The sequence below is a fragment of the Synechococcus sp. L2F genome, from assembly GCF_024345695.1.
Taxonomy (GTDB): Bacteria; Cyanobacteriota; Cyanobacteriia; order PCC-6307; family Cyanobiaceae; genus MW101C3.
On sequence record NZ_JAGQBP010000003.1, the window covers coordinates 75,421 to 87,930 of the forward strand.

General features: G+C 66.9%; 12 protein-coding genes. 2 read left to right on the forward strand and 10 right to left on the reverse strand.

The window, feature by feature from the left end; genetic code table 11:
• Window positions 1-5: 5 nt before the first annotated feature.
• A complete protein-coding gene (locus KBZ19_RS09505) occupies window positions 6-1,643 on the forward strand; it encodes a GMC family oxidoreductase (RefSeq protein WP_255100770.1) in 1,638 nt (545 codons plus the stop codon).
• A 104-nt stretch (window positions 1,644-1,747) separates the two neighbouring features.
• On the opposite strand, the gene KBZ19_RS09510 is transcribed toward KBZ19_RS09505, so the two are convergent.
• The 3 genes from KBZ19_RS09510 to KBZ19_RS09520 all read right to left on the reverse strand — a co-directional run bounded on the left by KBZ19_RS09510 (window position 1,748) and on the right by KBZ19_RS09520 (window position 4,245).
• Window positions 1,748-2,239 (reverse strand): DoxX family protein, encoded by a 492-nt coding sequence (locus KBZ19_RS09510; RefSeq protein ID WP_369803040.1) that lies wholly within the window; start codon window positions 2,237-2,239, stop codon window positions 1,748-1,750.
• A 66-nt stretch (window positions 2,240-2,305) separates the two neighbouring features.
• A complete protein-coding gene (locus KBZ19_RS09515; RefSeq protein WP_255100771.1) occupies window positions 2,306-3,316 on the reverse strand; it encodes a VOC family protein in 1,011 nt (336 codons plus the stop codon).
• A complete protein-coding gene (locus tag KBZ19_RS09520; RefSeq protein WP_255100772.1) occupies window positions 3,313-4,245 on the reverse strand; it encodes a DMT family transporter in 933 nt (310 codons plus the stop codon). The genes KBZ19_RS09515 and KBZ19_RS09520 overlap by 4 nt, the downstream gene beginning before the upstream one ends.
• A gap of 105 nt (window positions 4,246-4,350) precedes the next feature.
• On the opposite strand from KBZ19_RS09520, the gene KBZ19_RS09525 reads away from it, so the two are divergent.
• Window positions 4,351-5,169: an SDR family NAD(P)-dependent oxidoreductase gene (locus tag KBZ19_RS09525; protein WP_255100773.1), complete on the forward strand. Its 819-nt coding sequence runs from the start codon at window positions 4,351-4,353 to the stop codon at window positions 5,167-5,169.
• On the opposite strand, the gene KBZ19_RS09530 is transcribed toward KBZ19_RS09525, so the two are convergent.
• The 7 genes from KBZ19_RS09530 to hemL form a co-directional block, all read right to left on the reverse strand.
• Window positions 5,144-6,520 carry an NAD(P)/FAD-dependent oxidoreductase gene (locus tag KBZ19_RS09530; protein ID WP_255100774.1) on the reverse strand — a complete coding sequence of 459 codons (1,377 nt, stop codon included), beginning with the start codon at window positions 6,518-6,520 and terminating at the stop codon, window positions 5,144-5,146. The genes KBZ19_RS09525 and KBZ19_RS09530 overlap by 26 nt on opposite strands.
• A 107-nt stretch (window positions 6,521-6,627) precedes the next feature.
• Complete coding sequence (locus KBZ19_RS09535) at window positions 6,628-7,365, reverse strand: ABC transporter ATP-binding protein (protein ID WP_255100775.1); 738 nt, start codon at window positions 7,363-7,365, stop codon at window positions 6,628-6,630.
• Window positions 7,362-8,135, reverse strand: a complete 774-nt coding sequence (locus KBZ19_RS09540; RefSeq protein ID WP_255100776.1) for an ABC transporter ATP-binding protein — start codon at window positions 8,133-8,135, stop codon at window positions 7,362-7,364. Before KBZ19_RS09540 ends, KBZ19_RS09535 begins: the two co-directional genes overlap by 4 nt.
• On the reverse strand, window positions 8,132-9,037 hold the full coding sequence (locus KBZ19_RS09545) for a branched-chain amino acid ABC transporter permease (RefSeq protein ID WP_255100777.1): 906 nt from the start codon (window positions 9,035-9,037) through the stop codon (window positions 8,132-8,134). Before KBZ19_RS09545 ends, KBZ19_RS09540 begins: the two co-directional genes overlap by 4 nt.
• Window positions 9,034-9,978, reverse strand: coding sequence for a branched-chain amino acid ABC transporter permease (locus KBZ19_RS09550; RefSeq protein WP_255100778.1), 945 nt, complete (start codon window positions 9,976-9,978; stop codon window positions 9,034-9,036). The genes KBZ19_RS09545 and KBZ19_RS09550 overlap by 4 nt, the downstream gene beginning before the upstream one ends.
• On the reverse strand, window positions 9,975-11,168 hold the full coding sequence (locus KBZ19_RS09555; RefSeq protein WP_255100779.1) for an ABC transporter substrate-binding protein: 1,194 nt from the start codon (window positions 11,166-11,168) through the stop codon (window positions 9,975-9,977). The genes KBZ19_RS09550 and KBZ19_RS09555 overlap by 4 nt, the downstream gene beginning before the upstream one ends.
• A gap of 5 nt (window positions 11,169-11,173) precedes the next feature.
• Window positions 11,174-12,475 carry a glutamate-1-semialdehyde 2,1-aminomutase gene (gene hemL / locus KBZ19_RS09560; protein ID WP_094513051.1) on the reverse strand — a complete coding sequence of 434 codons (1,302 nt, stop codon included), beginning with the start codon at window positions 12,473-12,475 and terminating at the stop codon, window positions 11,174-11,176.
• Window positions 12,476-12,510 lie beyond the last annotated feature (35 nt).

The window sequence follows — 12,510 nt, forward strand, 5'->3', positions numbered from 1 at the left end:
CCGCCATGCCTGCCACCCCAACGGCCCGGATCATCGACCCGTCGATCACCCTTTCCCCGTTGCCTGGTGCCCGGCAGCTGAATCCACCGGATGGCAGCCACGTGGATGTGTTGATCATCGGCAGTGGGGCTGGCGGCGGCACCCTGGCGCGGCACCTGGCTGGCAGCGGCCTCAAGGTGCTGGTGCTGGAACGCGGCGACTGGCTCCCCCAGGAACCGCAGAACTGGAGCGCCGAAGCGGTGTTTCAGCAGGGGCGCTATGTGTCTGCGGACACCTGGCACGACAAGCACGGCAAGGCCTTTCAGCCCGGTAGCCACTACATGGTGGGAGGCGCCACCAAGATGTACGGAGCCGCCCACTTCCGCCTGCGCGAGGCCGATTTCGGCGAGCTGATTCACCACGACGGCATCTCACCGGCCTGGCCCCTCCCCTACGACGTCTTCGAGCCCTATTACCAGCGCGCCGAAGAACTGTTCCACGTGCATGCCCAGCAGGGGGAAGATCCCACCGAACCCCGCCGCAGTGCCCCCTATCCCCACCCGCCGATTGCCCATGAGCCGCGCATGCAGAAGCTGGTCGACGACCTGCGTGCCGCCGGCCTGCGCCCCTTCCACGCCCCCAGCGGGGTGATGCTCGATGAGGCCAACCTGCCCTTCAGCCGTTGCCGCAAGTGCAACCGCTGTGATGGCTTTCCGTGCCTGGTGCATGCCAAGGGCGATGCGGACGTGGTGGGCATTCGGCCGGCCTTGGCCGATGCGAATGTGTCGCTGCTCACCCGCGCCCATGTGCAGCGGCTGCTCACCGATGCCAGTGGTGGGCGGGTCACGGCGGTGGAACTTCTGCGCGATGGCGAGCCGATGCGCTTTTCCGCCGATGTAGTGGTGGTGAGTTGCGGCGCCGCCAACAGCGCCCGGCTGCTGCTGATGTCTGCCAACGACCGCCACCCGGCCGGCCTGGCCAATGGCTCGGGGCAGGTGGGGCGCAACTACATGTTCCACAACAGCAAGGCCCTCGTGGCCCTGGCCCATGAACCCAACACCACCGTGTTTCAGAAAACGGTGTCGATCAATGACTGGTATCTGGGCTCTGAGGCGTTTCCCTACCCGATGGGCAACATCCAGATGACCGGCAAGACCAGCGGCACGATCATGAAGGGCTATGCCCCACTGGAAACCTTCCTGATGCCCGGCTGGAGCATGGACCAGATCGCGGAACATGCACTGGATTTCTGGCTGAGCAGCGAGGATCTCCCCGACCCTGAGAACCGCATCACCGTGAACAAGGAGGGGGCGATCACCCTCTCCTACACCCCCAACAATCAGACGGCCAGCGCCAAGCTTGAGCATAATCTTCGCGGCTTGCTGGATTCTCTCTATCTGAAGAATCACCTGGTGGAGCGGCAGATCTACGTGAAATCCAGCATGGCGATTGCCGCCGTGGGCCACCAGGCTGGCACCTGCCGCTTCGGCACCGATCCCACCACCTCGGTGCTGGATCTTGATTGCAAAGCCCACGAGCTCGATAACCTCTACGTGGTGGACACCAGCTTCTTCCCCAGCATCGGTGCGGTGAATCCCTCGCTCACCGCCATCGCTAACGCCCTGCGGGTGGGCGATCATCTCATCGCCCGGCTGCAGGGATGATCCAGCCGGGGAGAGGCACCAGGGGGAATCTTCTTGGTTGAACGCTGTCAACCGAGTTGAATGCCCTCAGCACAGTTGCATCCTCTCAGCAGCGCCGAATGGTGTCAGCCGAAGTTGAGCATCAGGGCGTCGCGAATCAGGAGTCCGTCGAGGGAAAGGGCGCCACCTCCGGCTCCGATCAGCACCAGGCACATCACCACATACATGGCGGCCTTTTCCCAGCTGGGTGGTTCCCCCACGCCCATGGGGCCGGCATAATCTCCCGGCGGAATCTGATAGGGATCGGGGGCGATGAAGGGGGTGCCCGCTAGAACCTCCAGCACCATGGCGTACCCCATCGACACCAGAATCGCCAGGGCGGCCAGCGGCGTGAGCAGACCGGGGATCAGGGCGATACCGCCCGCCCACATTGAGAATGCCGACAGAAAGCAGAGCCAGCGTGGTGTTTTCAGCGCGGTTGCCCAGGTGGTGAGGTTGCGCAGCTTCGGCCAGCCGTGGCGGATGAAGGCGATGCCGGTGAACACCCGCAGCAGTGTCAGCACCGCTTCACTGAGGGGAGAGGGGCCGATGGGCACCAGGATCTCCACGATGTCCACGGCCACGGCAGCTCACGTGCGTCGGTGCCTCAAGGTAACCAAGGCGTCCCGAGCGGCTGCCGGGCTTCAGGGAGCGCTGACGCCAGCGGTTTCCAGCAGCAGCAGCTCGTGGCCATCGGGATCGGCCAGCCGCAGCGCCCGTCTGCTCCCGCCGGCCCCCGCTTCCAGCGCCACCAGGCCGGGCGGCAGCAGCTCGGCCCCGAATGCCGCCGCGCTGGCGGCGATGCGATCGAGGCCGCTGGCCGCCAGGCGGATCTGCCAGTGGGCCAGGTCCTGCGGCGCCTGATCCGCCAGTCGCGGGCGCCCCTGGTTGGGGGGCAGATAGCCAAGGGTTTCGATGCCCATGCCTGCCGCGCAGCGCAGGGGCGTGATCTGCACCCGCACCTCGCTCAGCCCATCGAGCCGGTCCTGCTCCAGCCCGCTGTTTTCGCCGCTGGGCAGTGCCGTGAGGCCGAGCAGCTCGCTGTAGAAGGCACGGCTGCGGGCGGTGTCGGCGATGGCGATGGCGCTGTGATCGATGCCGAGCAGCTCAGAGGCACCGGCCGGCCGCGGGCGATGCCAGCGGGGATCCCCCTTGCCGTCGGGAAACTGCAGCAGCTCCAGGTTGTGGCCATCAGGATCACGGAACTTGAAGGCCCAGATGCCGGCGGCGGCGGTGTTCCACTCGGGCAGCCGCTGCGGCGCCGCTGATACCGACGTGATTGCGCCAGCGGCCAGCAGGGGCTGCAGCCGGGCGTGGCTCGCCGCCAGATCCGCCGTGACCAGGCAGAGGTGCTGAAACCAGAGATCGCAGCTGCGTGAGTCAGGTGGCAGCGGCCGCCCCGGGCGCTGCCCCGGGCCAGGATCGAGCACTTCGATCAGATCCAGCCGCTCCTCGCCCAGCCCCAGCTGCACCCGTTGCAGCCGTCCCTGCGGCAGCCCGAACAGAGCGGCCTGGGGCCCGCCCTCCACCCGCTCCTCAGCGAGCCGGATGAAGCCAAGCGACGCGCAGAAGAAGGCGGCGCTGCGCTCGGCACTGGCACAGGTGATCGCCACCGCTTCGATGTGGGGGCCAGAGCTGACCAGGGGGGGCGTCATGTGCCGGTGCTGCCGGTGCTGCCCATGGGGCCAGCAGGCTGTGCGGTGCTCCCCGGGCGTTGCAGCACGATGCTCAGCACGCCGCCGAGGGTGATCAGCGCGGTGCCGACCCACACCGCCAGGGTGGGCGTCTCGGCGAACCAGATCCAGCCGATCAGGCCGGCGAACACCACCGACGAATACTGAAAGGCGCCGATCGCGCCGGGTTCGGCATAGGTGTAAGCCTTGATCAAGAGAAACTGAAAGCAGGCCAGGCACACGCCGGAGGCCAGCACCGTGAGCCATTGGCTGGTGTCCAGCCCGCTGAGCAGTGCACCGGCCTGTCCATCCGGCCGCAGCGGACCAAGGATCGCCAGGGTGGAGCCGACGCTGCCGATGAGCAGGAAATAGATCATCTGGGTGAGCGGCGCCTCGGTGCGGTCGAGCCGCTTCACGGCCAGGAACTCCACGGCGCAGAGCAGGCCGGCAGCCAGGCCCAGCAGATCGCCGGGGCGGGTGAGCAGGGAGGCGTTGGGCTGCACCACGATCACCATGCCGGCAAAGCCGATGGCGAGGCAGCCCCACAGAGCTCTGGGCACCTGCTGGCCGAGCACCAGCAGACCCAGCAGCGGGATGAACAACGGCGTGGTGTTCAGCAGCACATTGGCGTTGACCAGATTCACCAGTCGCGCGGCGGTAATGAACAGAAAGAACCCCGCCAGCCCGGTGCAACTGCGCAGCAGGTGCAGCAGTGGCACGGACGTGCGCAGATCACGGCCACCGCGCCACAGCACCCAGGGCAGGATCAGTGCCAGCGCGATCACGAAGGTGAGCCAGGTGAACGGCACGGGCCCCATGCCACTGCCGAGCGCTTTGCCGAAGGCGCTCTGGGCGGTGTTCGCCAGAAAGGCCAGCACCAGCAGGGCGGCGCCCAGCAGCAGTGAACGCATTGAGCCGGAGGCCTCCTGCGGGGGTGTGGATGGAATCACATTCGCCACGGCGTTCAACCCTTCCCGTTGGGCCCATGCTTACCTTCAAAGCTGCCCCTGTCACCCATGGATTCCGTGACCAGCACCACCAATCCAGACGCCATCCGCACCCTGGCCAAGCTGCTTGAAGGCAAGGTGGCGATCGTGACCGGCGGCAACAGCGGCATCGGCAAAGCGATTGTGGAAGCCCTGGCGCACCGCGGCGCCAAGGTGGTGATCGACTACCGCTCCCATCCTGAGGCCACCGAAGAGATCGAGCGGGAGATCGGCGCGTTCGGCGGCAGCAGCTTCGGTGTGCAGGCTGATGTGTCCAAGCTGGATGATCTTCAGCGCTTGGTGGATGCTGCAGTGGCGAAATACGGGCGCATTGATGTGATGGTGAACAACGCCGGTATCGAAACGCGCACCTCCATTCTCACCACCACCCCCGACGACTACGACAAGGTGCTGGATGTGAACCTGCGTGGCGTTTTCTTCGCCACCCAGTACGCCGCCAAGCAGATGATTGCCCAGGGCGGCGGCGGCCGCATCATCAACATCTCCTCGGTTCACGAAGACTGGCCCATGCCCAACAACACGCCCTACTGCCTCGCCAAGGGCGGCGTGCGCATGCTCACCCGCACCGCCGCCCTCGAGCTGGCTCCCCACGGCATCACTCTGGTGAATGTGGGACCGGGGGCCGTGGCCACTCCGATCAACGACGCCACGATGAAGGATCCGGAGCTGATGGCGAAGCTGGATGCCGCCATCCCGCTGGGCCGCATGGCCCAGCCGGAAGAGGTGGCCAAGGTGGTGGCTTTCCTCGCCAGCGACGACGCCAGCTACATCACCGCCACCACGATCTTTGCCGATGGCGGCATCATGCAGAGCAGCCCGGGTCTGTAGCGGCAGAGCCCTCCGGCACACCCTCCTCAAAGCGCGGTTCTCCCATGATCAGCAGGGAGCCGCGCTGCCGGGCGGCGATCGCCCACAGCCATTTGACCAGCAGGCTCACCCGGTTCTCGTTGGCGGGCATGAAGCCCAGGTGGGCCACGCCCCAGATCAGCCAGCCCAGCGGGCCGTCCACGCGCCAGCCGCGCAGGTCGGCTTCGGCGTGCAGGCGCCCCAGGATCGCCATCGAGCCGAAATCCACGAAGCGGAACGGCGCCTGCGGGCGCCCTTCCAGCCCGGCCCGCAGATCACGGGCCACCCAGCTGCCCATCTGCACCGCCACGCTGGCCAGCCCTGGCAGCGGGCTGGCGCCCGGGCTGGGGGCATAGGCGCAGAGGTCACCCACCACCCGGATCTCGGGATGGCCGGGCACGGAGAAATCCGTCTCCACCGGCACCCGGCCGCCCCGGTCGAGGGGCACGCCGGTGGCCTCAGCCAGCCGGGCACCCAGTGGGGACGCCTTCACCCCCGCCGTCCAGCACACCGTGGCCGCCTCCCGCACCTGCTCGCCAGCGGCGGTGCTGATCGTGACCCGCCCCGGCTCGATCGCCTTCACCCGGCCCCCCAGCAGCACCTCCACGCCGATGGATTCCAGGAAGCGCCTGGCGCCGGCGCCCAGATCGGGATGCATGCCCCGCAGCAGGCGATCGCCGGGATCCACCAACAGGATGCGGGTGTCTTCGGGATCGAGCTGGCGGAAATCCCTGGCCAGGGCGTGGCGCAGCAGCTCCGACACCGACCCCGCCAGCTCACAGCCAGTGGGTCCGCCCCCCACCACCACCACCGACTGCAGCAGGCGCCGCTTCTCCGCCTCGGGCGTCTGCTCCGCCTCCTCCATCGCCAGCAGCAGCCGCTCGCGGATCTCCAGGGCGTCGTCCAGCTGCTTCATCGGCGGGGCGATCGCCTGCCATTCGTCGTGGCCGAAGTAGGAGCTGCCGGAACCTGCCGCCAGGATCAGGTGGTCGTAGCTGAAGCGGCGCTCGTTGAACACCAGCTCCTTCGCCTCGGCATCGATTTCCTTCACCTCCCCCATCAGCACCTGCACGTTGCGCTGCCGCCCCACCAGCAGCCGCAGCGGCACGGTCACATCCCCCGGAGCCACCAGCCCGGTGGACACCTGATACAGCAGCGGTTGGAACAGGTTGTAGTTGCGCTTGTCGATCAGCGTCACGCGAACATCGGCGCCGGCCAGGGCTTTGCACGCCGATAGCCCAGCAAAACCCCCTCCCACGATCACCACATGGGGTCGCCCGCGCAGAGCTTCAGCCGGCGGCTCCAACTCCAGAAAGAAGCGCTCGCGTGGCATGGCGGTTGCAGGCCGGACGGTCGCAGCCTATTCAGGGTGCATCGGTGTGGATAGGCGCCCAGGATGTTGGTGCGAAGAACAGAGCAGGGCCGCGTGCTGACGTGCCCTCAAGCGCCCAGATAGCTGGCGCGCAGTTCGTCGTCGGCGAGCAAGGCAGCGGCAGAGCCGCGCAATTGCACTGTGCCAGCTTCGAGCACCACGCCACGGTCGGCGATCGCCAAGGCCGCCTGGGCGTTCTGCTCGACCAGAAGGATCGTGAGGCCCTGGCTGTGCAACGTGTGGAGCACCGCCATCAGTTCCTCCACCAGCCTGGGGGCGAGTCCAAGGCTTGGCTCATCCAGCATCAGCAGTTCCGGCCGTCCCATCAGGGAACGGGCGATCGCCAGCATCTGTTGCTCGCCCCCCGAGAGGCTGCCGGCCGGCTGGCGGCGCCGATCAGCAAGCCGCGGAAACAGGCTGTAGCACCAGTCGAGGTCGGCGTGGATCGCCTTGGCATCACGCCGCAGGAAGGCCCCCAGTCCCAGATTGGTGGCCACGCTCTGGCGCGCCAGCACCCGGCGGCCTTCGGGGCAATGGCCGATGCCAAGGCGCACGGTGGCTTCGGTGGACAACGAGGCGAGAGAGCGCCCCTTCCATTCCACCGATCCCGCGGCAGCATCCACCAACCGCGAGATGGCGCGCAGCGTGGTGCTTTTGCCGGCGCCGTTGGCACCGAGCAGCGCCACCAGCTCGCCGCTGTGGAGTTCGAGGTTCACATCGCCGAGGGCCTGGATCGCCCCGTAGCAGACCGTGAGCCCCCGCAGGGCCAGCAGCGGCGTGGGTCCGCCTGGCGGAACCCCGTTCATGTCTTGCTCCCCAGGTAGGCCTCGATCACCAGTGGATCGTTGCGTACCTCGGCGGGGGTCCCTTCAGCGATGCGCTGCCCGAAATTGAGCACGGCAAGGCGGTCGCACAGTCGCATCATCAAGGGGACGTGGTGCTCGATCACAAGCACGGTGAGATCGAAGTGCTGGCGCAGCCGCCGAATCAGATCGGCGAGTGTGGCTTTTTCGGCCGGATTCATGCCGGCAGCCGGCTCATCAAGCAGCAGCAACCTGGGGCCGGTGGCCAGTGCACGGGCCATCTCCAGCCGGCGCCGCAGCCCATAGGCGAGGCTGTCGGCCGGCTGGTGCGCCAGGTGATCGAGCTCCAGCAGTTCCAGCAGCTCATGGGCTCGCTGACGCAGCTGGCCCTGCTGGCGGCGGAAAGCAGACCGGTTCAGCAGGGCGCCGAGCAGAGGTGCTCTGTCGGCGCTGTGCAGTCCCACCAGCACGTTGTCGAGGCAGCTGAGCGGTCCGAACAGGCGCAGGTTCTGAAAGGTGCGGGCGATGCCCAGCCGGTTCACCCGTTCCGGCGGCAAGCCGTCGATGGCGGCACCGTGCCAGAGGATGCGGCCCGCATCGGGGGGCGTCAGCCCGGAGATCAGGTTGAAAAGAGTGGTCTTGCCAGCTCCGTTCGGTCCGATCAGCCCGGTGATCGACCCGGCTTCCACCTGCAGCGACACGCGGTTCACGGCGATCAGCCCGCCAAAACTCCTGGTGACCGCCTCCAGTTCCAGCAGTGGTGTGCCGATCATGCCGAGGTGCTTTTTTTGGCCGTTGGCAGTGGCAGGGCGTGAACCAGGGCCGCCAACCGTTCCGGTGTGATCAGGCCCTGCGGCGCCAGGATCGGGCCCACCAGGATCACCAGACCGAACACGATCAGGCGCAGATCCCCCACCGGCCGAAGCAGTTCCGGCAGTGCGGTGAGAAAGAGGCCACCCAGCACCGGCCCGAGCCAGGTGCGTGAACCCCCGAACACCACGAAAGCGAGGGTGGTGATGCTGGCATCGAAGCTGCCTTGGCGGGCGTTCCAGGTGTTGAGGAAATGGGCGGCCACCACCCCGGTGAGCGCCGCGATCGCGGCGCTCAGAACAAAGGCGCTCAAGGCCACTTGAGCCGTGGGCACTCCCATGCAGCGGGCGGCCAGTTCGTCCTCCCGCATGGCGGCCATCGCCCGTCCCAGGCGCATCTGCTCCAGCCGGGCGCACAGCCAGCAGCAGAACGCCAGGAGAAGCGCCGTGCAGATCAGATAGCCCTGCGGGCCGTTGAACGGTTGTGGGATCGCGAAGATGCCCACCGCACCACCACTCCAGCCGGCGTTGAGGTTCACCACCCGCAGAATCTCCACGAGGGCGATCGTGGCGATCGCCAGATAGATGCCCCGCAGCTGGAGCACCGGCCGGCCGATCAGCAGCGCCAGCCCTGTGGCCAACCCTGTGGCCAGGACCATTTCCAGCAGCAGCGAGGGCAAGGGATAGAGCGCTCCGTTGCCGGCCAGCGCTGGCCAGCGCGTGGAAAGCAGTGCGGCCACATAGCCGCCGATGGCATAGAAGCCCGGGGTGGCGAGTGACAGTTGACCCGCACGCAGTGGCAGGTAGACTGAAAGGGCGAGCAGAGCGCCCAGCCCCATCTGCACCAGCAGGGAGAGGTCGCTCACACCTTGCTGATCAGGGTTTTGCCCAGCAACCCCTGGGGCCGAAGCAGCAGCACCGCGAACAGGAAGGCATAGGCAACCCCGTCTTTGTAGCCGGAAAAGTCGGCAGGCACGAGTGCCTCGGCCAGGCCGACCACCAGGCCCCCCAGCATCGCTCCGGGCACAGTGCCCAGGCCGCCAAGCACCAGAACCCCGAGGGCCTTGATGCCGAAGCCGATCCCGAAGTACGGCCCGGAGATGCTCACGCTCAGCCCCACCAGCCCACCGGCCACGCCGGCGAGAAAGCCGCTCAGTGCAAAGGCGAGCTGGATCATGGCCCCGGCATTGATGCCCAGCAGCCTGGCGGTGTCTGGATCTTCCGAGACGGCCTGCAGAGCCTTGCCCATGCGACTGCCTTCCAGCCAGAGCGTCAGCGTGACGAGCACGATGGCAGCCACAGCCATCAGCAGCAGTTGCACGGAGCGCACCTGGGCTGCTCCGATCCGGATGGTGGCCGGCAGCTCTGCCAGGGTGGCGGCGGGGATCGAATAGCTTTCGGCGCCCATCAGCAACTGCACCACATTCACGATCACGACCCCAGCGCCCAGGCTGGAGATGAGGTAGAGCAGCGGCTCGGCCCGCCGCTGGCGCAAGGGTGCAAAAGCGGTGGCTTCCACCAGCACGCCCATGCCGGCGGCGCCGACACCGGCAAGCAGCAGGGCCAGCCAGAAGGGCAGGGCAAAGGGCAGCTGGACGCCTGCGAGCAGGCCATTGGAGCCCACGCTGCCGCCGATCAGCAGATACGTGAAATAGGCCCCGAGCGTGAACAGGGCCCCTTGCGCGAAGTTGATCACCCCGAGCACCGAGAAGACCAGCGTGTACCCGAGAGCAAAGAGGGCATAGACGGCCCCACTGGCCAGGCCATTGAGCAGCACCTGCAGCAGGTGATCCACGGTGTCGCTCAATCGAGCAAGGCGAAGCGCCCGCTTTGCCCGCCTGGAATCATCTGCACCTCTGCAACGTAGAAGCGCTTCTGAACCACTTCGCCCTCTGGGGTGAAGCCGAGCTCACCCAAGGGTGTGTCGTAGCGACCGGCCAGCAGTTCCTTCATCAGCTCCTGGCGCACCTCCGTCAGCGGCCGGCCGTTGATGGGCGAACGGCGGTTCAGCCGTGTGAGCGCTTCGGCCACGACCTGATACGCGGTGAAAGCCTGGGCAGTGAGCTGGGGGGGGATGGCGCCACCAGAGGCCTCCTTGAAGAGCTTCACGAAGGCCGCGTTGGTGGCTGTGTCCAGCTCCGGGCTGTACGCCTGTGCGATCAGGATCCCGTCGCAATAGATCTGGCAGATCGGATAGATGTTCGGGGTGTTCATGCCGTTGCCCACCACGATGCGGCCTTTGTAGCCGAGCTCTCGCAGCTGGCGGATCAGGTTGCCACCATCGACGGCCTGGGCCGAGATCACAATCAGATCAGGCTTCAACCGCAGCGCCGCAGTGATCTGGTTCTGAAAATCCTGGTCGTTCAACTGGGTGCGTTGCACGGTGACCGGTTTCAGCCCCTTTGCCACCAGGGCGTTCTGGAAGATCTCGGCTTCAGAGGTGCTGTAGGCGTCGTCCTGGGCGAAGAACACCGCTGTGCGCCGGATCGTTGGATCCTTCTTCAAGGCGGCTTCGATCGCCAACGGAGCGATCACAGCGCTGGAGGCTGAAACGCGGCTGATGAAGCTGCCGATCTGCGGAATGCCCTTGGCGGTGTTGGAAGGCGCGACGACAGGCACCCCGAGGCGCTGGGCGATCGGGGCGGCGGCAAAGGCTTGCTGGGAGAGGGTGGGACCGATCAGGGCCACCACACCGGCATCGATCAGGAGATTGAAGGCCTGACTGGCTGCCTGCTCATCACCACCTCCATCCTCGATCGTGAGCTGGATCGGCACACCCTTTCCCTTGAACCAGCGTTCGGCGAGCTTGAGGCCCAGCTGTTGGTCCTGCCCGTAGACGTTCGCGTTGCTGGTGAGAGCCAGCACCGCCCCCACCGGCACCCCCTTGTTGACATCGAGAGGCTTGTCGGAGGTGGTGGCCTCACAGCCAGACACCCCGAAGGCGAGCCCGATCATCGCCAGCAGGAGGCGGCGGGAGGGGTAAAGGTGCCTATGCATGCCGATCAGGCGATGGCAGCGAAGGCGGCCCGGAAGGCTTCGAGCGTGGCGTCGATGTCCTCCTCGCTGTGGGCCAACGAGGTGAAGCCGGCTTCAAAGGCGCTCGGCGCCAGGTAGACGCCGCGCTCAAGCATGGCGCGGTGCAGCTTGCCGAAGCGCACGGTGTCGGCGGCTTTGGCGTCTTCGAAGTTGCGCACCGGCCCGTCGCAGAGGAAAAAGCCGAACATGGCGCTGATGCTGCCGCCGCAGATCGGCAGGCCCGCATCCCTGCCGGCCGCCAGGATGCCGGCGATCAGCCGCGAGGTGGTGGCCTCAAGTTTCTCGTAAGTGCCTGGCTGGCGCAGCAGTTCGAGGGTGTGGATGCCGGCGGTCATCGCCAGCGGGTTGCCGCTCAACGTGCCCGCTTGATACATCGGCCCGGCCGGCGCCACCATGGCCATGATGTCGGCGCGGCCGCCGTAGGCGCCCACCGGCAGTCCGCCACCGATCACCTTGCCCATCGTGGTGAGATCGGGGGTGATGCCGAAACGGGCCTGGGCACCGCCATAGCTGATGCGGAAGCCGGTCATCACTTCATCGAAGGTGAGCAGGGCCCCGTTTTCGGTGGTGATCTCGCGCAGACCCTCCAGGAAGCCCGGTTCGGGGGGCAGGAAGCCGGCATTGCCCACCACCGGCTCAAGGATCACCCCGGCGATTTCACCGGGGTTCTCAGCGAAGAGCCGCTTGACCGCTTCCAGGTCGTTGTAGGGGGCGGTGAGCGTGTTGGCGGTGGTGCTGCGCGGTACGCCGGGGGAATCGGGCAGGCCGAGCGTGGCCACGCCCGAGCCCGCCTTCACCAGGAACATGTCGGCGTGGCCGTGGTAGCAGCCCTCGAACTTGATCAGCTTCTCGCGGCCGGTGAAGGCCCGCATCAGCCGCAGCACCGACATGCAGGCTTCGGTGCCGGAGTTCACGAACCGCACCATCTCCACAGAAGGCACGGCATCGACCACCATCTGGGCCAGCTGGTTCTCCAGGGCACAGGGGGCGCCGAAGCTGGTGCCTTTGCCCAGGGCGTTGCGCAGCGCACCGATCACCTTGGGGTGGGCATGGCCGCAGATCGCCGGCCCCCAGGAGCCGATGTAATCGATGTAGCGGTTGCCGTCCACGTCCCAGGCGTAGGCCCCCTGGACCCGATCGAAGACGATCGGTTGGCCGCCGACGGAACGAAAGGCCCGCACCGGAGAGCTCACCCCTCCGGGCATGAGCTTCTGGGCAGCGGCGAAGAGTTCCTGGGAACGGCTGGTGTTCAGGGCAGGAACTGACACAGGGGCCGAGGTCAAGGCGCGATCCGCAGACGGTT